At 39.9% G+C, this 25,750-nt stretch carries 29 protein-coding genes and 1 riboswitch; of the genes, 25 read left to right on the forward strand and 4 right to left on the reverse strand.

Annotation, left to right across the window (positions count from 1 at the left end; translation table 11 throughout):
- Positions 1-105 precede the first annotated feature (105 nt).
- Together AC0L13_RS02820 and AC0L13_RS02825 are read left to right on the forward strand one after the other, a co-directional pair.
- The gene (locus AC0L13_RS02820; protein ID WP_473643737.1) at positions 106-1,038 is read left to right on the forward strand and encodes an alpha/beta hydrolase; all 933 of its coding nucleotides are present in this window, start codon (positions 106-108) and stop codon (positions 1,036-1,038) included.
- Positions 1,039-1,061: 23 nt separating this feature from the next.
- Positions 1,062-1,700 carry an FMN-binding negative transcriptional regulator gene (locus AC0L13_RS02825; RefSeq protein ID WP_473643739.1) on the forward strand — a complete coding sequence of 213 codons (639 nt, stop codon included), beginning with the start codon at positions 1,062-1,064 and terminating at the stop codon, positions 1,698-1,700.
- Between the two features lie 666 nt (positions 1,701-2,366).
- Here AC0L13_RS02825 and AC0L13_RS02830 read toward each other — a convergent pair.
- A complete protein-coding gene (locus AC0L13_RS02830; protein WP_473643741.1) occupies positions 2,367-2,804 on the reverse strand; it encodes a hypothetical protein in 438 nt (145 codons plus the stop codon).
- A gap of 121 nt (positions 2,805-2,925) precedes the next feature.
- Complete coding sequence (locus AC0L13_RS02835) at positions 2,926-3,726, reverse strand: hypothetical protein (protein WP_473643744.1); 801 nt, start codon at positions 3,724-3,726, stop codon at positions 2,926-2,928.
- Positions 3,727-3,982: 256 nt separating this feature from the next.
- On the opposite strand from AC0L13_RS02835, the gene AC0L13_RS02840 reads away from it, so the two are divergent.
- The 7 genes from AC0L13_RS02840 to AC0L13_RS02870 all read left to right on the forward strand — a co-directional run bounded on the left by AC0L13_RS02840 (position 3,983) and on the right by AC0L13_RS02870 (position 8,664).
- Entirely contained in the window at positions 3,983-4,492 is a 510-nt protein-coding gene (locus AC0L13_RS02840; protein WP_473643746.1) for a sigma-70 family RNA polymerase sigma factor, read from the forward strand.
- 616 nt (positions 4,493-5,108) lie between these two features.
- On the forward strand, positions 5,109-5,657 hold the full coding sequence (locus AC0L13_RS02845; protein WP_473643748.1) for a competence protein ComK: 549 nt from the start codon (positions 5,109-5,111) through the stop codon (positions 5,655-5,657).
- Between the two features lie 292 nt (positions 5,658-5,949).
- Positions 5,950-6,555, forward strand: a complete 606-nt coding sequence (locus AC0L13_RS02850) for a DUF1643 domain-containing protein (RefSeq protein WP_473643750.1) — start codon at positions 5,950-5,952, stop codon at positions 6,553-6,555.
- The gene (locus tag AC0L13_RS02855; RefSeq protein WP_473643752.1) at positions 6,552-7,541 is read left to right on the forward strand and encodes a helix-turn-helix transcriptional regulator; all 990 of its coding nucleotides are present in this window, start codon (positions 6,552-6,554) and stop codon (positions 7,539-7,541) included. The genes AC0L13_RS02850 and AC0L13_RS02855 overlap by 4 nt, the downstream gene beginning before the upstream one ends.
- Positions 7,542-7,610: 69 nt before the next feature.
- Entirely contained in the window at positions 7,611-7,982 is a 372-nt protein-coding gene (locus AC0L13_RS02860) for a hypothetical protein (RefSeq protein ID WP_473643754.1), read from the forward strand.
- A gap of 14 nt (positions 7,983-7,996) precedes the next feature.
- Positions 7,997-8,512 carry a DUF1643 domain-containing protein gene (locus AC0L13_RS02865; protein ID WP_473643756.1) on the forward strand — a complete coding sequence of 172 codons (516 nt, stop codon included), beginning with the start codon at positions 7,997-7,999 and terminating at the stop codon, positions 8,510-8,512.
- Between the two features lie 11 nt (positions 8,513-8,523).
- Complete coding sequence (locus AC0L13_RS02870; RefSeq protein ID WP_473643758.1) at positions 8,524-8,664, forward strand: hypothetical protein; 141 nt, start codon at positions 8,524-8,526, stop codon at positions 8,662-8,664.
- Between the two features lie 688 nt (positions 8,665-9,352).
- Here AC0L13_RS02870 and AC0L13_RS02875 read toward each other — a convergent pair.
- Positions 9,353-9,985 carry a LuxR C-terminal-related transcriptional regulator gene (locus AC0L13_RS02875; RefSeq protein WP_473643761.1) on the reverse strand — a complete coding sequence of 211 codons (633 nt, stop codon included), beginning with the start codon at positions 9,983-9,985 and terminating at the stop codon, positions 9,353-9,355.
- 513 nt (positions 9,986-10,498) lie between these two features.
- Here AC0L13_RS02875 and AC0L13_RS02880 point away from each other — a divergent pair.
- From AC0L13_RS02880 to lepB, 10 genes are all read left to right on the forward strand, one after another.
- Entirely contained in the window at positions 10,499-11,098 is a 600-nt protein-coding gene (locus AC0L13_RS02880; RefSeq protein ID WP_473643763.1) for a TasA family protein, read from the forward strand.
- 160 nt (positions 11,099-11,258) lie between these two features.
- A complete protein-coding gene (locus AC0L13_RS02885) occupies positions 11,259-12,509 on the forward strand; it encodes a hypothetical protein (protein ID WP_473643765.1) in 1,251 nt (416 codons plus the stop codon).
- An 18-nt stretch (positions 12,510-12,527) separates the two neighbouring features.
- Complete coding sequence (gene sipW / locus AC0L13_RS02890) at positions 12,528-13,088, forward strand: signal peptidase I SipW (protein ID WP_473643767.1); 561 nt, start codon at positions 12,528-12,530, stop codon at positions 13,086-13,088.
- A 12-nt stretch (positions 13,089-13,100) separates the two neighbouring features.
- Positions 13,101-13,760: a TasA family protein gene (locus AC0L13_RS02895; RefSeq protein ID WP_473643769.1), complete on the forward strand. Its 660-nt coding sequence runs from the start codon at positions 13,101-13,103 to the stop codon at positions 13,758-13,760.
- A gap of 76 nt (positions 13,761-13,836) precedes the next feature.
- Positions 13,837-14,406, forward strand: coding sequence for a class D sortase (locus AC0L13_RS02900; RefSeq protein ID WP_473643771.1), 570 nt, complete (start codon positions 13,837-13,839; stop codon positions 14,404-14,406).
- A gap of 139 nt (positions 14,407-14,545) precedes the next feature.
- Positions 14,546-15,661 (forward strand): DUF5305 family protein, encoded by a 1,116-nt coding sequence (locus AC0L13_RS02905; RefSeq protein WP_473643773.1) that lies wholly within the window; start codon positions 14,546-14,548, stop codon positions 15,659-15,661.
- A 436-nt stretch (positions 15,662-16,097) separates the two neighbouring features.
- Positions 16,098-16,523 carry a hypothetical protein gene (locus AC0L13_RS02910; protein ID WP_473643775.1) on the forward strand — a complete coding sequence of 142 codons (426 nt, stop codon included), beginning with the start codon at positions 16,098-16,100 and terminating at the stop codon, positions 16,521-16,523.
- Between the two features lie 65 nt (positions 16,524-16,588).
- On the forward strand, positions 16,589-17,362 hold the full coding sequence (locus tag AC0L13_RS02915; RefSeq protein WP_473643777.1) for a hypothetical protein: 774 nt from the start codon (positions 16,589-16,591) through the stop codon (positions 17,360-17,362).
- A gap of 67 nt (positions 17,363-17,429) precedes the next feature.
- Positions 17,430-18,149, forward strand: coding sequence for a hypothetical protein (locus tag AC0L13_RS02920; protein WP_473643779.1), 720 nt, complete (start codon positions 17,430-17,432; stop codon positions 18,147-18,149).
- Positions 18,149-18,703: a signal peptidase I gene (lepB, locus tag AC0L13_RS02925; RefSeq protein WP_473643781.1), complete on the forward strand. Its 555-nt coding sequence runs from the start codon at positions 18,149-18,151 to the stop codon at positions 18,701-18,703. Before AC0L13_RS02920 ends, lepB begins: the two co-directional genes overlap by 1 nt.
- A gap of 98 nt (positions 18,704-18,801) precedes the next feature.
- Here lepB and AC0L13_RS02930 read toward each other — a convergent pair whose 3' ends face one another.
- The gene (locus AC0L13_RS02930) at positions 18,802-19,911 is read right to left on the reverse strand and encodes a signal peptidase I (protein WP_473643783.1); all 1,110 of its coding nucleotides are present in this window, start codon (positions 19,909-19,911) and stop codon (positions 18,802-18,804) included.
- Positions 19,912-20,168: 257 nt separating this feature from the next.
- Here AC0L13_RS02930 and AC0L13_RS02935 point away from each other — a divergent pair, with 257 nt between their 5' ends.
- The 6 genes from AC0L13_RS02935 (at position 20,169) to AC0L13_RS02960 (ending at position 25,684) form a co-directional block, all read left to right on the forward strand.
- Positions 20,169-20,720: a DUF1102 domain-containing protein gene (locus tag AC0L13_RS02935; protein ID WP_473643785.1), complete on the forward strand. Its 552-nt coding sequence runs from the start codon at positions 20,169-20,171 to the stop codon at positions 20,718-20,720.
- 70 nt (positions 20,721-20,790) lie between these two features.
- The gene (locus tag AC0L13_RS02940; RefSeq protein WP_473643787.1) at positions 20,791-21,339 is read left to right on the forward strand and encodes a DUF1102 domain-containing protein; all 549 of its coding nucleotides are present in this window, start codon (positions 20,791-20,793) and stop codon (positions 21,337-21,339) included.
- Between the two features lie 181 nt (positions 21,340-21,520).
- Positions 21,521-21,603: riboswitch (cyclic di-GMP riboswitch) on the forward strand.
- Between the two features lie 54 nt (positions 21,604-21,657).
- Positions 21,658-22,242, forward strand: a complete 585-nt coding sequence (locus tag AC0L13_RS02945; RefSeq protein ID WP_473643789.1) for a hypothetical protein — start codon at positions 21,658-21,660, stop codon at positions 22,240-22,242.
- A gap of 13 nt (positions 22,243-22,255) precedes the next feature.
- Positions 22,256-23,344 carry a DUF5305 family protein gene (locus AC0L13_RS02950; protein ID WP_473643791.1) on the forward strand — a complete coding sequence of 363 codons (1,089 nt, stop codon included), beginning with the start codon at positions 22,256-22,258 and terminating at the stop codon, positions 23,342-23,344.
- A gap of 208 nt (positions 23,345-23,552) precedes the next feature.
- Positions 23,553-25,046 carry a sensor histidine kinase gene (locus AC0L13_RS02955; protein ID WP_473643794.1) on the forward strand — a complete coding sequence of 498 codons (1,494 nt, stop codon included), beginning with the start codon at positions 23,553-23,555 and terminating at the stop codon, positions 25,044-25,046.
- Positions 25,043-25,684: a response regulator gene (locus AC0L13_RS02960; protein WP_473643796.1), complete on the forward strand. Its 642-nt coding sequence runs from the start codon at positions 25,043-25,045 to the stop codon at positions 25,682-25,684. The genes AC0L13_RS02955 and AC0L13_RS02960 overlap by 4 nt, the downstream gene beginning before the upstream one ends.
- The last annotated feature ends 66 nt before the right edge of the window (positions 25,685-25,750 follow it).

Below are 25,750 nucleotides of genomic sequence, written 5' to 3' on the forward strand. Positions count from 1 at the left end.
GCTATAGAGTTGCTGAAGGCCTTGATGCATTTTACAAATGCTTAAGGCCTTTCAACTTAATTTAGCAGAGATTGATCCAAACATTTACGAGAAGGGAGTAGAAACATGCTGGATCCACAAGTCGAAGAGGTTTTGAGAAAGCAAGCTAATTCAGAGAATGATTCAACGGAAGCAAAGACTGTTGCTGAGGCGAGAAGAATGTTTTCGGAATCTAGAGCTAACTTTAAAGAAATTGTGAAAGAAGTGTCGTCAGTTAAAGACGTAGTCATAGATAGTCCCGATGGAAAAATTCCAATTCGAATATATACACCTGAAGGCAATGGACCGTTTCCTGTACTGGTCTTCTTTCATGGCGGTGGTTTTGTTTTAGGAGATTTAAATACGACACATAATATTTGCAAGTACTTAGCAAATGGTGCTGAATGTATCGTTGTATCTGTCGATTACAGATTAGCGCCTGAGCATAAATTCCCTGCTGCTGTTGAAGATGCATATTTTGCAACCCAATGGGTCGAAAATAATGCTCATACTTTCATGGGTGAACGGACGAGGATTGCTGTAGGAGGAGAGAGTGTAGGAGGGAATTTAGCGACAGTGGTATCGATTATGTCAAAGTCGAATAAAGCTCCAGCTATACAATTCCAATTGCTTATTTATCCTTGTGTTCAATTTGGAATGGAAACGAATTCAATGATTGAGTGTGGAGAAAAATATAATTTAACGGCCAGTGAAATGAAGTGGTTTGGCGATCAATATTTCTTAGAGAAGAGCCAAATGACGAACATATTAGCTTCACCGCTTCTTGCGGAAAACTTAGAGGGTCTGCCTCCCGCATTCGTTGTAACAGCGGAATTTGATCCCCTTCGAGACGAAGGAGAAGAATATGCCGATCGTTTGGCTTCCTTTGGTGTTAAGGTAAGAAAAAAGCGTTACCTAGGAATGGTGCATAGCTTTTTTAACTATTCTGGTGAAGTCGATCAGAGTACAAATGCGCTGGACGAATCGGTAAGTGAACTGCGAAAGGTATTTTATTCATGACGAATGGTGCGCTAAATATATAAGTGAAAGAAGTGATTCCTATCTATATTCCTGAATACTACAAAGAAACGGATTTAAATAGATTAGTGGCGTTTATGAAGGAATTTGATTTTGCAACGATAATCAGTAGTGTTAATCAAAAGCCTATTGCGACTCACTTACCATTTCTAATTGAACAAAAAGGTGACACAGTAGAGATAAAAAGCCATATGGCGAGAGCCAATGAACAATGGAAAAGCTTTAGCGAAACTGAGGAAGTACTTATTATATTCCAGGGACCTCACAGCTATATTTCACCAAAATATTATGATAGCAACCTGAGTGTGCCGACTTGGAATTACGCATCTGTTCATGTATATGGAACGCCATCTATCGAGACGAATGCAAGTGCAACATTTGATTTATTAAGAAAGACGATCGTGAATTACGAACCAGGTTTTGAAAAGGCATATAACCAAATTCCGATGGAGCATAAAAGCAAATTAGCAAAAGAACTAGTTGGATTTAGCATACATGTCACGAAAATAGAAGGCGCATTTAAACTAAACCAGGATAAGTCCATATATGAGCAGGAAAGAATAGCAAATGCATTATTGAGTAGTGAAGATATCGCAATTTCAAGCATCGGTAAATTGATGAGAGAAAATCTTGGGTATAGTTAAGTTGCCAATGTATTTACAACTTTTTATCTACAATATATGTGAGTATCTTACCAAGATTTGAAGGACGGATTAATAGAATCCTTGTTAAAGGGCTTTTATCGAAGTTGAAAATTCATGGGCTGAGGTATGAGTATGCCCTATCTTAAGAAAGTATGAATTTACACAAAGAGCCCCGTAATATGATCTTACGGGGCAATCGATCTTTTTTTTCAATTCATGCTTTCAACAACCCATACTCCCATCCACATTCATCCATCTTCCTAACGAAATCCTCCAACGCCTGAAGAACAACTTCCTCAAGTTTCTTGCCTTTTGACCGTTGCAACAATTGGGTCACCGGGTGCGCCGGTTGGGCCTTTTCACCTTTCGGAATACATGAAAGAACTAAACAATAGGGAGTGGGTTGATTCGTAGAGAATATATAATACTAATGTAGATGACTTTACTCGGTACAGTAATATGAAAAATGGATTGAGACTCGATTATGCTTATCTATCACCAGTAATTACTGATAATTAGTTGGTTAGCTATCATTCACATAGAAAAAGATTTCATAAATATTCCAATCATTCAATTTTAAACTAAGAAAAGCAGCGACGAATGATGATCAGGGCTTTTCTAGCTTGGCTCACTAATTTTTAGTATTCAAACATAAGGTTGAAGATTTTACATGTGCGTGTTGCTCCTTTTGAGAATAGGTGAAAAGATCAAATTGTCTACCTGATGGCGAAATGGCGCTGTAAGATGTCTGATTGTCCAATCCTCATCAATTCCTATATAATTCTCCCAATTTGTAATCGAGATGACTTGCATATCATTGATGGATTCCACTGTCAAAAAACCGAACATGGTAAAAGATTTCAATAACAACCGAAGTCTCGGAACGCACATCCCATTCCCAAACAGTTGGACAAGTGAGTTATAAGAAATGGCCAGTTGTCCAGGCCTTATCGTAATCAATCTGCCGTAGTACTCCCACTGGTTTTCTTCTTTATTTGCCATCAGAAGCAATGTCACCAAGATTTCTTTCTCCTCAAGTGTTGCCTCTGCCCAAATCTTCTCTTGTTCCAACGCTGAAAATAGTTCTACCCAATCCTTAATCATTGTCATTCCCCTTTCTTGTAAGAACAGTCCCTGCACTCTTTATATAGAGCGAAGTATTGCTAAAGGATACTTTTGAGGAAAGAAAAATTAAATCAATAGTTGAGGTATGTGCACGTGCAATTCACTCTGGACAATAAAACCCCTCAACCGGCGCATCAAACAGCATGAACATATCCTTGAAATACATTTCGTCGACCAACTTGTCCAACACACCTTTGAAGTATCCCGGCATGTTTCGGATTGCTTTCTTTTTCGTCGCCATGACAGTGATCATAAGTGCACGATAGGCAAGGTCTTCGAAGATGTGCTTGTCGTCTTTATAGATTTCATATTTCAACATGCGTCCAGAAATGGCCCGGTGAATTCCAAAGAATTCACGGGCTAATTTTGTGTCACCAATTGTTCTCGCAAGCAATTCATTCATCCGGCTGAATAGACTTGTGGATAACTTTTGCGATTCCGCAGGAGACGTGTAGTTAATATCTTTTGAACTTAATAGAGATTTAGAAAGTAGAGCTTCATCCTTTGAAACTTGCATGTTTTCCTCGTCGTCATGCGGTTTGTCGTTATGGTCACGGTCGTTCATTTTCCCCTGGTCATCGAACGGTAAAATGATATAGATGTTAGCGCCGAGTCCGCTCATGACTGGGCGGATGTAGTGAACTTTTTCAATGATTTCTAGTTTGACGAGTTTGCGAATGGCACGACGGATAGTGATGTTTGATTTTCCTGTAGCGTCTTCGATTGTCCCATGCTTTAAATGAGCTGCACCGTATTTCACCGAATAGCGGCGGATGACGTCGAGTACTTGGCGATCCGATTTCGTTAAGTTGTCCCAGTGAAGTGAAAGATGCTGTTCTGCAGCTGCATCCATTTCTGCGATTGTGTTGAATTTTGAGTAGTCCTTTAGGTAATGTGTCATTTTGAATTTCCCCTTTTCTTTTTATATAGAGGGGAGTGGTCGAAAAGGATACTCGAGACCAAAATTTATTTTTTATGAACAGTGAACATAAATCAACCAATAATTGAAGTTTGAAAGCGTAAAACAATGAAACTCGATGTGAAACTTTACGTTTGTACTTCAATAATTGAAGTTTTGGCGCTCAAAATGAATTTTCTCGAACTGTGAACAATTCAATTGACGATTACGATGAAATCACCCGGGAATACGATGTGTCGTGCACGATCGGAAAGGTTTCGTCGTGTTGGAATTCGAAGATGTGTTGGTGCAATATGAACCGATGATTTCACATTCACTTAGGAAGTTGAATATTTACCGTGATCATGAACAGTACAGGCAGGCAGGGAGGGTGGCGTTATGGCAGGCGTGGACGAGATTTGATGATGAAAAAGGCGATTTCACGCCATTTGCCTATCGCAGCATCCGCGGTGCGATGTTGGACGAGTTAAAAAGGGAAAGCCGTTTTGAAGATAACGTCATGCCGACTGAAGATGATGTGCTCGTTTACGTTATTGGGGGCGCGGGCGAAGATGATGGATTTGACCGTCTCCATGACGCGATTGAACGACTAAGCCCTTCCGAAAAAGCGCTTATCCAATGGATTTTTGTCGAAGGGTGCAGCTTGGCAGAATGTGCCGATCGTTTCGGTATTTCGGTTGCCGGGGTGAAGAAGAGGAGGCAGAGGCTGTTGAAGAAGCTGAAGGAGTTGATGGAGGAAGAGGTATAGGGACTGATAAAGACAAGGGCCTTCTGCAAATGCGGAAGGCCTTTTTAGGTGATGTTAATCTAATTTTTAGACAAAATGCTACAAAATAATTATAAAAATCCCATAATTGGTTGATTATTTATTTCTTTCATACTATACTGAATGCGATGATAAATAGGAGGTGAGTATTGCTATTTATTGTTCTAGTGTTAAAAAACTATATTTGCATGCAGTCAAACTCAATAAATTATTGCACTTCGACCGGCCGAAAATAGAAGGTACGGGTTTTTGATTCGCGTAATCGTATTGGATAGTGTAAGCAAATAGATGAATGTATAAACAATCGACGCCATGTGTAAGGGGAGTCTTGAAGACTAATAAGCTGTTTTTGATAGATGGCAAGAAATGATTGAAAGCGCTTACTGACATCAACACAATGATTGCGAATCCTACAGGCTGGTCAGTGCACGAATGGCTGCGGCTTTTGGGAGGTGATCACTAAAAACGGAAAGTCCCCGAGTGTCTGAGTCTGCGGAGACCCACTCGAGGACTTGCGAGCCGGAGTGTACCGACCTATAGGTCAGTATACTCCTTTTTTAAGAAATATGTAATAAAAATTAAAAAAGGGGGATTTCATATGGAAATGAAAGAAAAGTATATAGTGAACGATAAAACAAGCATCATTTTACCGGAGTTTGACGAGAACGGTCGCTTGCTTTCGATTGTGATGGAAGCGACTGATATGTTTAAAGTGAATATCGAACCAACGGACTTGATCGATTATAGCCTTCGCCGCTACGGTTCCAGCCTCAGGGGAGCGAAAGACGGATCACGCACGCTTTTAGGGGAAATCTCTATGCCTCCTATTGTGTTGAATTTGTCGAAGAGCGTGTACTTGTTTCCGAGCATGTCGCCAGACAAGAAGGACTGCGTTTGGTGTGCTGCGAACCATGTCAAGGAGTACGAAGCCATTGATAAAAGGCAGACGAAAATCGTGTTCAATCATGGCAACGAAGTCGTTCTAGATTTGAGTCAATATTCATTTGAGAAGAGGTATTTTCGAGCTTTCATGCTGAAGTATAAGATTGAGGGTCAGACTCCGTACGGAGCAGTGAGTGAAACGAAGGCGAGCTATTTCATTCGCAAGAAAGGGAAGGACAGGAATTATCGTAAGTTTGATAAGTGAGATGGCTGTATAGGGAAGGGAAAGTCAACCGGGTGATGCTGGTTGACTTTTATTTGGTTAATTAATGAAAAACAAGTATTTTAATTGAGTAGTGGGCTTGAAAATCCCCCCCAAAGAGGGGGTTTGTTCAAATGCTGGAAGATTAGAGGATATCCACTCCTCATGCAGTATTAGATAGATAGGCATATATTAGCCGTTACGAAAAATTATTTATGAAGGGAAGAGGGGATTGGTGTTTATTCTGGCGGGGGAGTTAAGGAAGAGATTTTATACAGAAGGGGTTTTTTATCGATTGAATGTTGAGGATACTGATTATGAATGCCGAGGGTTGGCAAGGATTATGCGCAAAGGGGTTATGTCCGAAGCAGCGGATGCTCTGATTGTAATGGTGAATCCGGGGTCTTGTAAGCCTGCTGATAATTCGTTTGTTTATCCTCTCTATAGGGATAATCTTTTTGAGATTCCATTTGTGCGGGCGCAAGAGGATCCGACGCAGTATCAATTGATGAGGCTGATGGAACGGATGCAATGGGATATGGTTTATATTATCAATTTGTCTGATTTGCGGGCGGGGAAAATAGATGAATTTAGGAGCCTGAAAGAAACATTAAACAGAGTAGGTTATGGGGAGCATAGCATTTTTTCCGAAAATCGCCAAGGTTCCATACATCGTTTAGTGTCGGATCGGCCGAGAGTAATTGCGGCGTGGGGGAAAGAAAGATTCATTAGAGAAGATGCAATAAAAGCGCATGACTACCTTTCAAATCTCATTGAAATCGAGGGGCTGCCAGCTGAGAATTTTCCATTTTATCGTCATCCAAATCCGATGTTGAAAGAACGGTGCATCAAGTGGCTAGATGATATGTGTGAAGCGCTGAAAGAGAAAGTGGAGGCGTGAGCAATTTTAGTTCAAGGAAAAGATTACTACATCTCGTCCAAATTATGCAACAGCATTCAGATGAGGGACATCCTTTGACGTTGAATGATATCGTCGATTTATTTCCAATTGAGGTTGACGTGAAACCAGCTACCGTCAGAGCGGATTTGAATGAGTTGGTAACATCGTCTTGGTTTCGAATTCACTACAAAGAGCAGCAAGGGTTAGAAAATCTATATTGGTACGGAGGCATTGGCTTGCAACTGCAGGAGTTAAGATTATTGGTGGATGCAGTGATGGCGGCAAGGTTCATTCCTCCACAAGAGAGTGTTCAGATAGTAGATACGTTAAAGAAATTTTCCGGACTGCACGTTGCTGATGAAATGGATAAGCAAATATTTGTGGCGGAGGAGATTGGCATTGCGTTGAAGCAAATAGGGGAAACGGTGCATCTACTTCACGAAGCGATCCATCATTCTAACGTCATCCAGTTTCAATATGGGAAATACAATACAGAAAAAGAGTTCGTGTTAAATCAGAATGGCGATTTTTATCGGATGAAGCCGTACGCCCTTGTTTGGAGCAATGATTTTTATTATTTGATCGCAGTGCCAAAGGATGGCGATGGGAAAAAGCATTTTCGCATCGATCGCATGCGAAACTTATTTGTTCAAGAAGCCCATTTTGTTAGAGAGCCATCGTTTGATGTGAATGAGTATTTGAAGAATCTGTTTCATATGTATGCAGGTAAAGACATAACAATGGAAGTAGAGTTCGATAAGCATTTGATTAATGTCGTTATCGATAAATTTGGTACGAAGGCTGATATTAGGGTGCAATCGAATGGCCGATTCAAGTTATTCACGAAAGCGGTGTATTCCGTTGGTCTTGTACGATGGCTATTGACGTGGGGAAGTGATGCAGAAGTGCTACATCCTCCTGAATTGGTCGAACGTATGAAAGAGGAAGCTATTAAATTATACAAACAATATTCCGGACACCTTTAAGTAAATTCTCAAAGGTCCGGTTTTTTTATTGCGTAGAATGAAAGAAAGGAAGGCAAGGGGTGAATGCATATGGAGTTTGGTCAGCGTTCGGAGCTGAAGAGACTGCTATCCATCTGTAAAAGGATCGTGCCGGAGCGCATTTCGCTTATTACAAACTATGGCACATGGGAAGACCGAATTGTTATGAGAGGACCTCATCTTAGCGTCTCCGTCAAACGGAAAAAAGGGCAGGAGGATAAATGGATCTTTATTTCGCATGAGAGGGGGCTGTCGGTTTCAGTTCCATGTGAAGGAGTGGAAATTGTTGAAGTTCAAAAGACGGATTGGGATTTTGAAGCGCATGTCTATTTCTTCACGTTCGAAGGATTTGCGCGAATGAACATTATCGGGAAGCATATGCATCAACTGACTGGGGATTTGAGGCTACAAAACGAAATATAGGGGGATGTGCGAAGGTGAGAGAATGGAAGAGAAATGAAGAGGTTGAAGTGTTGTTTGACGAGACGAAAGCGCATCGGCTGAAATTATCTTGTATATGGAATAGTGGTAAGGAAAAATGCTTGTTCATTATGTTTAATCCGAGCATTGCAGATTTGCGAGTGTGTGATAGGACATTGAATCGTTGTATTTTATTTGCCAAGGCAGGAGGATTTGGTGGTTATGATATCGTCAATCTTTACTCATATCGAGCTGTATCGCCGGTGGAATTACGTAAGGCATCAAACCCATCCTTGTCTGAAAATGGAGAGATTGTCAAACAGGCAATGAATGAGACAAATAAGGTTATCGTTGCTTGGGGAAGCAATGCAAAGTTCAAAGAGTACAAATGGGTGTTGGAACATGCGGATCATATTGGGAAGCAGCTTTATTGTTTTGGGAAAACGAAGAACGGTTCGCCGAAACATCCGTTATATTTAAGTAACGATACGAAAATTGTTCCGTATACAGATCGAAGAGCTATTACCACTTAACGGAGGTGCGCATGCTGAATTTGCTTGTAAGGATCATTTGTGAAATTGGCAAATGGGTCGATGGGGACGATAGTATGGAAACGAAGGAAATAGAGTTTTGGGAAAAGATGAAGCAGAAATATGGGGATGAGATTGATGAGTATTTGGATTAGGCGCTTCGGATAGATGCTTTTGTAAGTAAAGGAAAGTTTGAAGAAAAAGCGATCATTCTTATTCGAAAAAGAATGATTGCTTTTTTTTCGCTTCTTATTTTTAAGCTTGTCGAGCAAACTATTAACTTAATCTTTCATTATCTCAGTTTCATTTTCCAATCACATAACATAATCAGATCCCGTTTGACTAATACAAATGATATCGCTTTTTCTCAATCACATTTTATAATCCAACCCAGCGTTATCTCGGTCATGTTTTGAAGCGGATGTATGGTGACAGGTTTTATCCCGTCAGAATATACATTTTTGGAAAGCAGTCGGAGCTCCAGGGATTAGATATAATCCTGAACCTACATCTGGTTTTGAATCCGGATTAGGCTCGGGCAATGTGGATACGGCGAGACTGCAATAGATTATTCAATTTACCATTAATGTGTAGTGTTAATAAATGAAATATACTCCAAAAGATTTTGGGATGTTGAGAGATTTACTAGATACAAGGCAGAGAGAAGTTAAATCCTTATAAAGGTTTCATTTTGTTTAACTAAGGTAACTGCTAGATATTACGAATGTTGCCTTTCCTTAAACAGTTAGGAAAACCCCAAATTAATTAAGAAAAGAAATATCGACTTTATGAAGCTTTTGTCGATATCTCTTATTTTGATTCCATGCAATCTCACCGAACAGCCTACCTCACCAACCCCGTTTGATTTGCATAAAGCGCAGCTTGAGTGCGATCGCCAAGATTTAACTTCGATAAAACATGGCTGACATGCTTTTTCACCGTATTCTCCGAAATGAATAGACTTTCGGATATTTGTCTGTTTGAAAATCCTAAACCGAGTTTTTGCAATACTTCCCTTTCCTTAGAAGTAAGTTTTTCCGCAAGATGGTCGTCCACTTGTGGCTTCTTCTGTGTTTGCATCAGTAAGTCTATAATGTCCGGGTCATAATACTTCCTACCTCTTTGAATCACTTGGATGGCATAGACGAGTTCTTCGGGTTGTGCATTCAGTGAAATATATCCCTCTATGTCTAATTCCTTTGCACGTTCGAAAGACAAGGGATCGTTGGAATAGGTTAGGATTGCGAATTTGCAAGTGGAATCTATTTCTCTTGCTTCAGTGATGACATCCAAACCACTATCTTTTCCAAGATGGAAGTTAACAATAGTCAAATCCGGATTTGTTTTTTGAATTAGTATCAACGCTTCACTAATGGTCCCAGCTTCACCTGATACTTCCCATGTCTCTTGCAATAAAAGGATCGAAATCACCCCTTTACGGATGAGTGTTTGATCATCCACCACTACAATTCTCATTTCAATATAGCCCCCTCGACAATAATAAAAGCGTTCCACATATGAGGATCTCTGCCGCTTAACTCCTACAAACGAATTAGTACAAATATTCTACCAAAAGAACAATTAAATTGAATGACACAAAAGTGCATTATCTAAATCATCCTAAAGTAGAATGCCGAGGTGCGAAAAATCACCCGTTCGAGGGGAGTTGAATCGATTTTCTCTGTTTATACTAACTATAGTTCCATCTTCATAGTGGATAAAGCGAAGCAAAAGGAGGAGATGAATGGCGTAGTTGCACTTTCATCTGGAAAAGAGTTTCTTATGTAATAGCACTCGATATCTTAATCTAAAACTTCTTCGAATAACAATAAGAATTCACTCCAGACAAAAGGTGAAACAGTGGAAGCAAAACAACTGCCAGACTATGAAAATGGTGCATTGATCCAAATCTGCATCACGAAGCAAAAGAAACTGACTGAATAGCAATACCGCAATTAAAAAATATGATAATAATTGGAGGAATTTAAAATGGGTCTTAAAAAGAAACTAGCAATGGGTGTCGCAACTGGTGCATTGGCTGTAAGTATGATTGGTGGGGGAACGTATGCTTATTTCAATGATGTTGCGGTAAGCGAACAGAATACATTTGCTGCAGGAACATTGGATTTAGCGGTGAACCCTGAAACATTTATCAATGTCACAAACATTAAGCCTGGTGACTGGATGAACCGTACTTTTAAATTGGAAAACAATGGTACTCTCGATATTTCTAAAGTGTTTTTAACTACTGAATATACGGAATCTGTACCAGGCTTTGGAGACCATATTATTGTGCATTTCCTTAGAAACGAAGACAAAGGAAGCATTCTTGGACCTTCTAATGTAATTACAAGCAAAAAATTAAGCGAGTTAGCAAACATGACTCCAGATGCAGTTAAGAACGTGTCACCTACATTTTTTGGATGGCAAGGTGGAGAGGACAGCGGTCTCAAAGCTGGCACAAAAGACAATATGTATGTGAAATTTGAATTTGTAGATAACGGTGCTGAACAAAACGAATACCAAGGTGCTTCATTGGAACTGAAATGGTCATTCGATGCACAACAAACAAAAGGGGTAGCAAAGTAATTTAAACAATGGGAGGAGAGCCTTTCTCCTCCCTCATTGTATTTCACTAGGCCGCCGGTGATATTCCTTATGTATATTTCTCAACATATAACTCTTTTTATGTTTTGAGGAATATAGTTAAGAAACTTCATTGACGAAAATTAGAAAGGCGGGATCACGTTTGAGAAGAAAGCGTATACGCACACATAGAAAAAGGCGACAAGGACTTTTTCTTACTTTAAAGTTGGCACTCATAGGTTATTTAATTATTTTTAGCACTAGTTATATGACATCTGACACATCTGCATATCTTAGCAGCAGGGCAGAAGTGTCAGAGATGGTGACTGCTGTATGGGATCCAGTTACAAAATCATGTAGTGAAGAAATCGAATCGGACGAGGAAACTGTTGTCGATAACGAAGACAAGTCAGGCATTCCTATAGAGGAAAGTGAAGTAGGGGAAGTGCCAAATGAAGAATCTATTATCGATGGCGAAGCCAAAGATGGCACATCCCAAGAAGAAATAGAAAGCATTGACGAATCAGACGAAGGAACAGCTGTTGATGGTGTCCAAGCGGATACACCAAGTGAGGAAAATGAAAGCGATGCATCGTCCGGCGAAGGTGAAGTAGATACGCCACAGGAGCAAGTCGAAGCCGATGTCACATCAGATAACGAAACGACTGTCAGCAATGAAGGTGAAGTAGAAGTACCTCAGGTAGAAACCGAAACCAATGTTTCACCAGTTGACGAACCAACTGTTGACGTTGAAGTAGAAGAGGTTCAAGAGGAAACCCTAAATGATATATCAGCAGGCGACGAAACGATTGTCGGTAACGAAGATCAAGTAGAAGCGCCCCAGGAGGAAACTCAAAATGATATACCATCAAGCGACGAAACAACTGTCGTTGAGGAAGTAGAAGTAGAAGCTCCTCAGGAGGAAACCCAAAATGACATACCATCAGGTGACGAAACAACTGCAGGTAACGAAAATGAAATAGAAACACCTCAGGAAGAAACTAATAACGATTCATCACCAGGCGATGAAAATGCAATTGGCGGCGAAGACCAAGTAGAAGTAGACGTACCTCAAGAAGAAGCAGGAACTGATGTGGTTGATGGCGATTCCGAAGAGGTAGACTGTGAGGAAATCGATGCAGATTCCGAGAAAGAAACTGGAATTAATGATGAACTAAAAGATGACAAGGCAACTGACGAGGAAAATGAAGAGCCAAGCGAATCGGATGGTACGGAGGATAAAGATGATTTGGATGTTAACAGAGATGAAGAGCAAGGTAATCCTGAAGAAGACATTCAAACACAACCGAAAGAAGATGAATCTACAAATGGAACTGAGGAAAAGCCTTCTATAGAAAGTGATCTTGACAAAGAAATGAGTATACCTGAAAAACCAGAACAAAAAACACAGTGAAAGCAGAGGGGGATACAAATGAGAACGAAGAAAATAATGAAGTGGATTAATAGCATAGTCTCTACAATACTCATGGTCTTGTTGATCGGGGTAGCTTCCGTCGTGGTCATCACGAAAGCAGCTGGCGGGGAGCCGCAGCTTTTCGGCTATCAATTTAAATCAGTGCTCTCGGGGTCCATGGAACCGGGAATTAAAACCGGCTCAATCATTTCCGTAAAATTGGTCGAAGATAAAACCAATTTTAAAGAAGGCGACGTTATCACATTCATGGAAGAAGATATTTTGATTACACATAGAATTACCGAAGTAGTAAAAAGTGGTGATAATGTACTTTACCGCACAAAAGGTGACAACAATAACGCGGAGGATATGAATCCAGTCCAATCGGGCAATGTGGTCGCGGAGTACACTGGTTTCACAGTGCCTTACGTCGGTTACTTTATTAACTTTGCTCAGTCTAAGAATGGTGCATTACTGCTGCTTATCCCTGGTTTTCTGTTGCTTATCTATTCTGCCTTTACAATTTGGAAAGTTCTTTCTCAAATTGAACTGCCTCAAAAAAAGCAAGCAGATGTGTAAGGAGGCACTACTATGAGCAAGCTGTTTCAACTTTTTTCACTTCTATTATTAATTAGCGGATTATGTTTCATTCCCATAGCAAGTGTATTTGCGGAAGGTGAGAATGAGACGGATACAAATGAATTGGACATCAGCCTTTCACCGACAGGTACTTTATTCGACATTAGCAATATGAAGCCCGGCGACTGGGCACCCCGAACGATTACAGTCAAAAATTCAGGAAGCAAAGATTTTGACTATCAGATGGAATTGCAGAACGACGGAGAAGTGAAGCTATTTAATGAGTTATTGCTGGAAATAAAAGCCGCTGACGTGGAATTGTATATTGGGAAATTGGCTGAATTTACAACTCTTCCAGCAAGAGAACTTATAAGTGGCAATGAGGAAAGTTTGGATATTACGATTCGTTTTCCAGAGCATCTCGGAAATGATTTTCAAGGGCTAGCGTCTGCATTTACTTTCACTTTTGCAGCGGAAGGAAAGGATGAGATAGCGGTCCAAGCTATGGCAAAAGGAATGATTGACAGTGGGGGTTCAGCTTCTTCAGGTTTTACTTTACCAGCCACGTCGACAAATATATTTAATTTCATGTTAACTGGTTTTGTACTATTAACGGCCGGAATTGTATTGATGATTGTCAGGCATTATCGACGAATGAAACCGGCTCAATAGACAAGTTTTTTGGAAGCTGCCTGTGCATGGCGAAACGTGCATGGGTGGCTTTTCATTTTAGATGGGGGGATTTAGAGTGCTGAAAAATATGGCTTTGATTTTATTTGCTGCTGGACTACTTTTCATAGGATACGCTGGTATGCAGCTAAAGTCCGTTCACCAGTCCGAAAAAGCTGCACTTGTCCAAGCGAGAGGAATTTTGGAGGAACAGAAAATAATAAAACCAATCCAGGCATCTGAACATGCCTTTCAGAACGGTGAAACAATTGGTATCCTGCAAATACCCCTTATCAACAAAGAGCTTCCGATTGTAGAAGGAACAGATGAGAATGCACTTAAATATGGTGTTGGTCACTATACAAATTCCGTTTATCCCGGCCAAAAAGATCAAATTCTACTTTCGGGACATAGAGACACTGTATTTACTGGATTGGACAAATTGCAAAATGGCGACAAGATCATTGTAGAGATGCAGCATGGTACTTTTACATATAACGTTATAGGTTCGGAAATTGTAGATGAAGGAGATACAACAGTCATCCGATCTACAGCCCCTGATGAAATGCTAACGTTATCCACGTGCTATCCATTTAGGTACGTTGGAAATGCACCGAAGCGTTATATTGTCTATGCTGAGCCGGAATGAAAAGCAAAGTTAATGCCACGTCCTTCATTTATTCGACAAAAATAGAACGGGTCGAACCGCGTAAATCGACGAATTGTTTTTAGTTCCTTTGTTATACTAGCCCATAATTAGGCTGGAATTTTGGCTGGGAGGTGCGATAATGCTGAACAGAATCTTAGCTACTGTACTAAAAAAGAACAATAAGAAACTATTTTTCACCTTACTGTCTTTATTAATCGTGATGGGTGGCCTGTCCATTTATTCTTGGATCACCCCGAGAACGCCATCTCTTCAATCCGTTGACAGTTCACCTAGAATTGAAACGACATATGCTTATCAAGCAGTCGTTACACCTAACGTTCTTCATCCAAATGGAGGAACGGTTGAGGTAGGCGATACTCTCTATAAGAACATCACTACTGCAATTCCTTTCGATTTGAAATCCGTCATAAGTGCAGAGGAGGAAGTGCTCGCCAAAGGATCTTACGAAGTGCAACTACTTATTAAAGCGGGAGATAATTGGGAGAGGGCTTTCCCTTTGCAGAACAAGCAAAGCTTCGAGGGTAAAGGGGCGGAAATATCCGTTATAGACAGTTCCTATCAAATCGACTTAGACCAAGTAAATACGTTTATTCTTCAAGTGGAGAATGAAACTGGAGTGAGGTATCCCCAATACGAACTCGAAGTTGTTCCAACTATTCAAGGAGAACTTCAATACTCGGATAAGGTTAAGGAAATCGACATCCAGGACAAGCTTGTATTCAATTATTTGCCTGAGGAAATTAAACTTGCCAGTGAGAAAGCCTACTCTACTGCTATTCAGCCCAATGAAAATCAAACTATGACGACATCATTCAGTCTACTTGGATTATCGATTTCCTTGCTGCTCATGCGGATTATTAGTACATCTTTATTCCTTCTTCTTATTTTGTCCATCCTATTTTCGCTTGTATATTTGGACGAGGGTCCAGTGACCGCTATTACATCGGAAGCGGATAGGCTTAGTAAGAAGTACGGAAGGCGAGTAATTCCAATTTCACAACAAATTGATTTTACAGAAAAGACCATCGTCCACTTCGCTACATTTACATCTATGTTGAAAATTGCAGATGAAATCGAACAGCCAATTTTGTTCTATGAAAACGATAATGATCATAGACAAATGTACCTTATAGTGGACCTGTTATGTGTGTACACATACGCACCGAATACCGATGTACCACCAGCGAGACCAACTAAAGATCTCGGAAAGAGAACGGAATATGCTATAGGTTAATATGCTTTGCAACACTTTACGTGGGGCTTTCACCATTTTGGTACCTGTACAGCACGCAATCCTGATTATTCACTACAATTGTATATTGACGCAAGCGAAAGTCATCCGTTAAAGACACGGATGGCTTTTTTGAATGTAAATACTTCTGGGCGAATGGTTATAAATGTGTCTGCACAGGCACCTAAACAAGTTACACACAATTCAGGTGGTACAAAAGTATACCGACTTACACAAAGGGAGAAGAAGGAGTTATTAGAAAGTATATGGATTTGAGCACTAAAGAGGAATGAAAAAGTATCCGAAGGAGGGAAGAGGAGTAGAATCATAGGACCTATACTGAGTACAGATAGAAAAACCCACTAATCAATCTTAGGTAGGTCAAATAATACTTGAGAGTTAGTGTAAAAGACATGGTTAACTGAAGGGGTAGGTGATAATGAAAAAAATTGCGTTCGGACTCATAACTTGCTGCTTCTTGCTCGCAAGTACCTCGATCTATGCTAAGTCGGAGTTTGCTCTAAATATTGCTGATTCGTTTAAAGGTAAATTTGCATTCATTACTGATCAGTCAAGTGAAGAGTTGCAACAAGGGATCTCTTTACTGGAGGAAGCTGTAGCCACACAGGAAGAGCAGTCAATGAAGAAAGCTGAAGAAACGCTTGAGAATTTCGGTCGATTAACTATAAAAGATAAGCTTAATGAAATGAGCAAATACAAGATCGAATACCTTCAGCAAATTTCAGACACCCAAGAATACTTGTTGGATAGCGAATGGGTTATGGATGATGTAGATTTGCAAGAAATGATTAATGAAATCGATAATGATCTTCTTGACGTTTTGGAAGACATTTTATCGGAGTAAGGTTTCTACGGTTCACTCCATGGGTGAAACCTAAAAATAAAAAAAGAAAAAAGGGGAGTTTTACAATGAAAATCACTGTAAAGAAAAAAGTACTGGCTGGGGCAATTTCGGTAGGATTATTATCAGGCGTCGGGATGGCATTTGCTAACACAGATGCAGGCGGAGCTTTGAAATCTTGGTATGATGGGAAGTTTAATGCAACGTTAGGGGCCATTAACTCAGATGTATCAGAGTATGCGGAAGGACTAATGCCTGGGTTGGAAAATGAATATAACGGAATGAAAACTGGAGCGGAAACAAAAATCAACGGTAAAAGAGATAGTGAAATTGGGGCTGCTTCAACAGAAATCTCAAAAGCAAAAGCGAGCCGGATAGCATCGGTGGAAAGTACGAAGGATGAATTGATCGATGGTGCAGGACTTGCTTTTTATAATGAATTCCTTAAAGGTTATTTTGAAATTCAAGAAGCTGGAGACGCAGCGCTAGCATATGCTACTACTGATTTAACTGCATTTACAGGTGAAAAGGGACAAGCAGCTATTGAACAAGTCACTAATGACTTAACTGCAGCGAAAGACGCGGCCGTCACTGAATTGGAAGAAGCGATTCGAATTGCAAAAGAAGAACTGACTGCCGAGTTAGCAACACAACAGGAAATCAACACTCGTAACTTAAAGAGCCAAATCAATTGGAAGATTGACGAAGTGCGAGGCAAGGTTAAAGGAATTCTAGCCAATCTAGTAACAACACAAGAAGGCTTAATTGCCACGAAAGCAGCGGAACTAGAATCCGAAGCAATCGCAGCATTGGACGAAGTCGTTTCCAGCATCAATGAATAAATAAAACTTATTAGGGCCTGACGTTCAATTTGACGAGGCCCTAATATTTTAATGAGGGGGTTGCAAAGTGGAAACTAGAATAACAAGGTATAAGAATAATAAATTTCATTATATGAAAAAGGTTAAATTCCTAATTGGAGCTGTTCTTTTGACCGGGATACTTGGAAGCGGTGTATCAATCGCTTTCGCAAAGCAGGATGTACATTCACTTCTTACAAATTGGTTTACTTCGAAAAGAGGAACTGCGGTTGAAGAGATTAGACATGCTATCGAGAATGAACGTGATATTCAAATTGGTCGCATACAAGAACAGTTGCAAAAAGAAATTCAACAAGCAAGTCAGTACATTGAATCTTTTACGATTGCTGAGAAGGAAATGCGAACTAGCAATTTAAGAAGCTATGCCGATGAGTTGATCAATAGCATGGCAATTGACAAATCAGCTGGGGAAAACAGTATTCAAATGGAATTGGATAGTATTTACCAAGAAGCGATTAGGGAAATGGAAAAGGCTATGCAAGGTAGTATTCCAGGCAATTCACCTGAAGCGGAGGTATCTCAGCCTACTCCTGTGCCTGAGCCTACTACCGAAGTTGAGATTGAAGAGGGTACCGAATCAGATGAAAAAGGTAGCGAAACGGAACTCGAAACAGAGGTCGAAACTACACCTGAAGTTGAGTCAGACGATCCTGATGAATCAGAAGCTGAAATCGAAACAGAAGTCATTCAAGAACCTGAACAAGATCAAGAAGTTGGTTCTGATGAAAGAAAAGGACTTGATATATAATGCATATGGTCAAACTTGATGTTGCCGCAACAGCTCAAAAGGAACAAGAAACAAATAAAGTTCTAACAGGTATATTGGGTTGGGTAAAATTTGTACTGATAGTAGCGGCAATTGTTTTCATTGTACGTAGCGTAATCGGAATAACAGTAATAAGCGGGAATTCAATGGCCTCAACAATCCAAAACAATGACGTTGTTGTAACGAGCAACCTTTTCTATGATCTAGAAAGAAATGACATTATTTTGTTCCGAGATCAAAACGGTTTTGATGTTATTAAACGAATTATTGCTGTACCAGATGACACGGTTGAAATCATAGGCGGGGCAGTACTTGTGAACGGTGAAGCTGTAAATGAAGAATTCGCCATGGGAGTCCCGAATGATATGGCTCAAATGACAGTGGTAGAGGACTCATATTTCGTTATGGGGGATAACAGAACGCCTGGTGAAAGCTTGGATAGTCGAAGCAGTGATGTAGGATTGATACCGAAGGAAAGAGTAAAAGGTGAACTGTTCATTTCACTATATCCATTTAAAAATTTCATGAATAAGTAATGCGAGATTCCGAATGGTCGATAGATTTACCATTCGGAATATTTTTGTGTAAATAAAGCACCTTGCCCATTTGGACAAGGTGCTTCGATATTGAATGATTAAAATGGTAAAGTCCCTCGAAGTTTTCTCGACTTCTTACGAAACACATTCCCCATTCTTCTTCTCATTTTCCCGTCTAGAAATGGATATGCCATTAGCGGTAATGCAGGAATGACCGAGATAATGATTAGGGCTAGCCAATAAGATTTCTGTGCAAGAAAATAGATGACTGATGAAGGCAGGAACGGATAAAAGATGCCAACTCGTATGGCTGTTTCGTACTTTCCTGGTTTTTCGGCATGCAGCGTGTATTCTGCTTCAACAAGTTGTCCTTTTGTAAGGTTGAGCCTTTCGTGACTTAATACAATTTGGTTATCATTCGTTGTGATTACACCAATTGACGGAATGAAGCCATCATTTCGTAGTTCGGATAGCGGTTGTGTTACAACATCCCCAACTTGCAAAATACCTAAGGAACTTCCCATGAGGACCCCCTTGCTCGTTTCAGATACCTCATATATAAGCCTCACATGTTGGCTGGAAGCGAGCATTGCACCTCCCATGATCATCGCAATAACAAATCCGCCGCCTATATAGATCAGTTGCAAATCCATCCCTTTATTTTTCTTTTTATGCCGTTTGCCTGATTTCAATTCTCCGATTCCAATAAGCAATGCTAAGATGACGGCAAAGACGGGCAATACATATGGATTACCTTGATATTTTTCCATCCAAAGAGAGAAATAGCCTGCTTTTGGTATGACGAGAGGGGATTCTCCGATTGTCACGGCCTTGGCAGCAATCCATTCTCTTTTAATCAAACCTGTACCTGCTGATTCCTGATCCGTCTGTTTATTGGCATCCCCTTTTGTGATAAATCCTTTTTCATCATTTCCTTCCATTACCCGATGTGCAATCCATCCTTTGGTGGATAAACTTCCTTTGTCGGTTGTAAAGAATACGATATCTCCCACATTGATAGTATCTTTTTTACCGACATTTTCAATGACTACCATATCCCCGCGCTCCCAGACAGGTACCATACTGTCGGAGCGTATAACAGTGAGCAATATCGGCTTTTTCATAATGGCAGATCCGACTGCTGCACAAAGTGTAAGCAGGATGACGAATAGAAGCAGGATGTTGAAAGCCTTCGATAATTGCTTCAATATATATTCCCCCTTACTGTAATTGTAAGATAAATATCACCTGAATTAACCCCTCCAAAGAGGGAGGGGAATGGTACCAAAGTATACTTGTTAGTAGCCATTCGTAGTAGTCTCAAGTATCAAAAGTAGCTTGCAATGTAGACGAAAGAGTTCTAAAAAAGTATTCTTACGAACGACGAAGTCTATGAATATCTTTTCTATACTTAAATCAGTTAGACAACGGCGAGGAGCCGAATAAAAGTAGAGGAGATGGTATTTTGAAGACGAAAAAAAGTTTATTGATGGTAGTGTTGCTGCTAGCCATTTCAAGTCTAATGGCTGCAATGTCGTATTCATCTGCAACTGTGACAAGTGCGATGACAGGAACTGTGAAAACGACGGATACAGCCTTATTGGCACTGAATGCAGGAAAGCACAGTGCGGCAAAAGTTGAGGACGGTGTATTGAAGATTGACTTCAATAAAGGGAATGTCACAAGTATGCCTGTCAGCTCATATGGGGTTCAAAAACAAAGTGAATACATTTGGAACGAACTTTTCAGTGTGAAAAACAATTCTGAAAACAGAGTAGATGTTACTATCAAAACAGAAAACAACCCTGCTGCCGGCGTTAGTTTGTATGTGAAGGCCGGAAAAGGCGAATGGACTAAAATCGACAGCGTCAACGGTGCTTTTGTTGCTAATCTTCCTGTTGCATTTAAGAATAATAATGATCATGAGGTTAAAGTCGATGTGAAATTGGTAGTAGACAGCAAAGCATCTCTCGGCAATTTCAATCCGAACCTAGTCGTTGCAGCGGAAGCGAAATAAGGATGAAAAAAAGGATTGATGGCATTTGTCATCAATTCTTTTTTCATAAAAGAATAAAAGGGGTGTCGTAGTGCGAACGAAAAAAAGTCTCTTGATGATTGTTTTATTACTTGCAATTTCAAGCCTAATGGCCGCCATGTCGTATTCATCCGCAACTGTTACGAGTGCGATGACAGGGAGTGTTGTCAATACAGACGAAGCGCTTCTTGCATTAAATGTCGGAAAACATAATGCGACAACGATTGAAGATGGTGTGTTAAAGATTGATTTCAACAAAGGGAATAATAATTCGTCATTTGGATTGCAGAAAAATAGTGAGTATATTTGGAACGAGCTCTTTACTGTAGAAAACAACTCGGAAAATATTGTGTATGCAACTATTAAAACCGAATATAATTTGCCGGAAGGCATCAGTGTTTGGGTGAAGAGTGGAAACGATAATTGGACTGAAATCGATAGTATAAGAGGTGCTGATGTTGCGAAATTGACAGCTGCTTCAGGCCCTTCAGCTCAAATGAATCAAATTGCGAAAGTAGATGTGAAAATTGTTGTTGGAAACAATGCAAGCCTCGGCAATTTTGCTCCGAACCTTGTTGTCAGTGGAGAGGCTGTCGATTAATAGAAGAAAGTGCTTTTGGAGAATTGATCTATACGGTCAATTCTCTTTTTTATTGATTAGTGGAAAAATTCGACATTTAGTTCCAAAATAACATCCGAATAATCAAAAATAGAACTATACTCCTTACGAATAATGACAAAATATTCAAATTGTGTTCGATATAATACTTGTAATACTACAATTTTATCATGGGAACGATGAAATACGTCCTGTATTTGGGCACCTTGGACGTATGGAGTTAATGGTGCAACCGACCTGATTAAATGCGGACAAGCGTCCGATTTGATTGGGTTTTTATTATTTTCGGGAGGTATTTCGGTGAAAAAATACTTATATGGTGCTGCATTATTATTGTTCTTATCACTTTTACTTCTACAAAGTACTAGTTTTTCTAACACAGAACTGCGGAACAAAGCGACAGTGTCCTCAGTATCTGAAAGTCATGCTTTATTATCTGTCCATTATGGGGAAGGCCGGCTATTTTGGATTACAAATAACATGGAAAACGTTGTACAGGTTAGAAACTCTGGCAGCATAGCCCCAAATGAATCATTTCAAATCGGACCAGGAAGAAGTGCCAGTTTTACAATTCTAGGCCATCCTGAAGAAATAAGCGAATCGATTTTATTGGATGTCGAATGGGATGGTGGCTATGCATTGGTAGAGTCAAGTATTCCCCAATCTAACATAGAACAGATCCTTCTTGAGCTGTTGGAAGAAGAGGATGAAAAAGAAGAAGAGGAAGTGGAAAATCCTGAACAAGAAGATAGCGATGAGAAGGAAGAAGCGGTTATTGTGCAAGAAGAACCAGAAGAGAATACTCCTGAAAAACATGCGGAAGAATCGCTGCAAGTAGACGAATTAGAAATGACTACCGAAATAGATGATGAAATCGAAGAGTAAAGGAGTGGCTGTTTTGAAACAATTTCTGACAAGATGGAATAATAAACGGAATTTAATCCTTTCTAGTATCCTTGCTGTATCCATTGCTATTTTAATCTACTCCTTCCTACAACCAACTACTTCAACTACGACGACCCATTCAAACCCAATTGAAATAACGACAATATACGACTATAAAGCTACCATCAAACCGAATGTCCTCAATACGTCTGGAGGAACAGTTCCAGTCGGAGAAACGATTTTAAAGAAGATTACAACGGCAATTCCAATTGATATGAAAACGATCGTTACCTCGGCAGAAGATGTAAAGGTTGAGGGGGAACATGAAGTCCAGTTAACAGTAGTCGCCCAAGATCTTTGGGAAAAGACATTTCCGTTGGAGCAAAAACAATCCTTCCAACAGAAAGGGACAACCGTTTCGATTATTGATGGCAACTATACGATTGATCTGGATAAAATAAATGCGTTCATTACTCAGGCGGAAGAGGAAACTGGTATTACTCCTTCTAAATATTCCTTAATAGTAACTCCGATGATAAAAGGGACTATTAGTTTTGATGGAAATGAAAGGGAATTGCAAGCAAATGAAAACCTTGTTTTCCATTATTTATTCGACAGCATTGTTTTGGCTAGCGAAAAAGAATTTACCTCATCGATTCAGTTCGGTTCTCTTGAAACTGTTACGAGCACACTCCAATTTTTAGGTGTCGATGTACCTGTCACTATTGTAAGGATTTCTAGTTTACTGTCGACAATAGTATTGTCGCTGCTATGGATTTATTTGAACAACATTATGAAACCAAGAAAACGAAAATCACAAATTGAATTGATTAATAAAAAGTATGGAAATAGAATCATTGCCGTATCGAGAAATGAAGGCATGGATGGAAAATCAATATTGCTGTTGTCAGATATAAAGTCGCTTTTAAAAATAGCGGATGAGAAGGAACTTCCTATTTTCGTTCAACAGGAAGGGGTAGTGAGGGCTAGCTATTTTATTGTGGACGGGAACCAATTATATAAATATGAAGCGATTGAAGAGCACTTGACCGTAACCGATGAAATGTGGGATGAAGGTAGAAGTATTTATGCGGAAGAGTAAGGAGATTTTACGAGCATTAACAGGGAGCCCTGGGAATATTCTAAACTTGTCGTTGTTATTTCGGGCTATATCACTACTGTTAACTTCGGTCTTTTTTCTCTTCGGCCCCCAAGCGCCCTGGATTTTCAAACTTGGAATTATTAGTGCCTTACTAGTTGCAGCATGGATGATCACTGATTTGCAAAAAAGATATATAGGAAATTTAAAAGTGGTTCAAGCTATAGTTCTAACTGAAACAATCGGGTTAACGTTATTGTTAATTCCGACTGGTGGCATTACGAGTCCATTCATCTGGTATGCCTTGAATCCAGTGCTTATAGCGGCAGGATATTTGGCACCGTTATATTGTTGGGGAGCATTAACTTTTTATCTTGGCAGCGCGACTTTCATCACGTTCTGGTTAGCTGGAGCAGATTCTATTGGGCAAGTGTTCGAGGAAAGATCTTATTTTTATTTAGTATGTTTGTTGACGACTTTGCTTGTTAGTTTATTTTCCAAACTGACGAAAGAACTTGATACCAATGCTCGTTTACTGCGAATCCAGCAAGATGAACTTTTACTCGTGAACGAAAAGCTTAGTGTAATGAATGAAAAACATATAGAAACAATGGAACATATCATGTCGTTCTACCATTTGACAGAGGGGATGACGAGCAAAAAAAGCGCTGGAAAAGTCATGGTAGAAGTGACCGAGTCATTACGGAAATGCACTCGATATGAGGAGGCTTTTTTCTGGCTTATAAATGCTGAGCAACAACAAAGCCAGATTGTTAATAGGACAAAATTTGTTGAACTGGAATTGGAGCTTCAAAAAGCTTGGCATTGGATTCGCAATCAAACTGGGGCATTTGCGGGGAATTTCGGTGAAGAAGTTTACCTGATGAAAGTCATTCGTACTTCATCGAATAATGGAGTTGTAGGTGTGAAAATCGGCAATTTACAAGAGGATTGGAAACCGTTAATTATAAACCGTCCGTTTGAAGTTATAGCAGAACTTGGTGAAATTATGCTAGAACGGATTTCAATGGATCGAATGATGGACCAGATGCTTATCTTAGAAGAACAAAACCGTATTGCGAATGAAATACATGATAGTGTGTCGCAAAGATTGTTTGGTATCGTCTATTCTCTTCATAGCTTGCGAGGAAAGAATCAATTCATGACGAAAGAGGAACTTGATGAGGAGTTTAAATTTCTTTCTGTATCCGCTCAAGAAACGATGAAGGAATTACGGGCAGCTATTTATAGACTAAGCTCTGTCAAAAAGGGAGAGAAACCATTCTTTTCAAGGATTGCTAAGTATGTTAAAGATTTTGCAAAACTTAATGACATAAGCATTAACCATAATCTCAAGGGGCATGAATCTATTCTTTCATCCGAGTTAAAGGAAGCGATTTATCGAATCGTTTGTGAAGCTTGTGGCAATGCGGTGCGCCATGGCAAATGTAAACGAATCGAATTAGAAATTGTAATTACCGGTGAAAATACTGTCATAACAATCTGGGATGACGGATATGGTTTTCAGTCAATGAGGGGACTAGAAAAGAAAGAACAAGGGATAGGCCTTTACAATATGCAGCAGAGTGTTGATTTGTTTGGAGGCAATCTTTTCATTGAGAGTCCGCCCGATTTTGGAACAACTATCCTCATCGAAATTCCAAAAAGTAAAACAGGGGAAATGAGGGAGATGATAGAGCTATGAAAATTGTAATTATTGATGATCATCCATTAGTAAGAAAAGGTTTAACTGCTATCCTTTCTCTTGAAAATGATATAGAGATTCTTGGAGAAGCGGCAAACAGTAGGGAAGGGCTGCTTGTATTGAATTCTTTAAAGCCGGAATTGACGATTGTCGATTTAAGGCTCGGAGACGAATCAGGTCTTGATTTGATTGCAGAAGCAAGAAGGCAAGGTGCAACTTGCAAGTTTGTTGTGCTTACCTCTTCAACGGATAAAGAAGATTTCACGCGTGCAAAAGAAATGGAAGTCGACGGGTATGTGTTAAAAGAAGCGTTGCCTGAAGAAATGTTGCATGCATTACGTATGATCAATAGAGGACGAACCTATTACGACCAAGGCGTGCTCGAATTTGTAATGAAACCGAGCACCTCTTATAAATCGGAAAAACAAACCGAAGTCTTAACGCCTAAGGAAATGGAAGTGTTAATGGAACTCGGAAAAGGTTTTTCAAATAAGGAAATCTCCCAAAAAATGTACATCACTGAATACACCGTGAAAAAACATGTCAGTCAGGTGCTTGCCAAGCTCGAACTGGCAGACAGAACCCACGCCGCGTTATATGCCAATGCGACTGGATTGGTTAGATATGTGGTGAATTGAAGTGGGAAACTTGTAGGGATAGTAAAGTAAAAAGGAAACCCATTATACTTTGGGTTTCCTTTTTGA

This window comes from Sporosarcina sp. QA0331 (assembly GCF_055808055.1).

Bases quoted from the DNA above. Each gene is read 5' to 3' on its own strand.
- sipW (WP_473643767.1), top strand. From the start codon at position 12,528: ATGAGAACGAAGAAAATAATGAAGTGGATTAATAGCATAGTCTCTACA.
- AC0L13_RS02860 (WP_473643754.1), top strand. From the start codon at position 7,611: ATGGAGTTTGGTCAGCGTTCGGAGCTGAAGAGACTGCTATCCATCTGT.
- AC0L13_RS02880 (WP_473643763.1), top strand. From the start codon at position 10,499: ATGGGTCTTAAAAAGAAACTAGCAATGGGTGTCGCAACTGGTGCATTG.
- AC0L13_RS02830 (WP_473643741.1), bottom strand. From the start codon at position 2,804: ATGATTAAGGATTGGGTAGAACTATTTTCAGCGTTGGAACAAGAGAAG.
- AC0L13_RS02820 (WP_473643737.1), top strand. From the start codon at position 106: ATGCTGGATCCACAAGTCGAAGAGGTTTTGAGAAAGCAAGCTAATTCA.
- AC0L13_RS02905 (WP_473643773.1), top strand. From the start codon at position 14,546: ATGCTGAACAGAATCTTAGCTACTGTACTAAAAAAGAACAATAAGAAA.
- AC0L13_RS02845 (WP_473643748.1), top strand. From the start codon at position 5,109: ATGGAAATGAAAGAAAAGTATATAGTGAACGATAAAACAAGCATCATT.
- lepB (WP_473643781.1), top strand. From the start codon at position 18,149: ATGCATATGGTCAAACTTGATGTTGCCGCAACAGCTCAAAAGGAACAA.
- AC0L13_RS02875 (WP_473643761.1), bottom strand. From the start codon at position 9,985: ATGAGAATTGTAGTGGTGGATGATCAAACACTCATCCGTAAAGGGGTG.
- AC0L13_RS02960 (WP_473643796.1), top strand. From the start codon at position 25,043: ATGAAAATTGTAATTATTGATGATCATCCATTAGTAAGAAAAGGTTTA.
- AC0L13_RS02835 (WP_473643744.1), bottom strand. From the start codon at position 3,726: ATGACACATTACCTAAAGGACTACTCAAAATTCAACACAATCGCAGAA.
- AC0L13_RS02915 (WP_473643777.1), top strand. From the start codon at position 16,589: ATGAAAATCACTGTAAAGAAAAAAGTACTGGCTGGGGCAATTTCGGTA.
- AC0L13_RS02895 (WP_473643769.1), top strand. From the start codon at position 13,101: ATGAGCAAGCTGTTTCAACTTTTTTCACTTCTATTATTAATTAGCGGA.
- AC0L13_RS02870 (WP_473643758.1), top strand. From the start codon at position 8,524: ATGCTGAATTTGCTTGTAAGGATCATTTGTGAAATTGGCAAATGGGTC.
- AC0L13_RS02910 (WP_473643775.1), top strand. From the start codon at position 16,098: ATGAAAAAAATTGCGTTCGGACTCATAACTTGCTGCTTCTTGCTCGCA.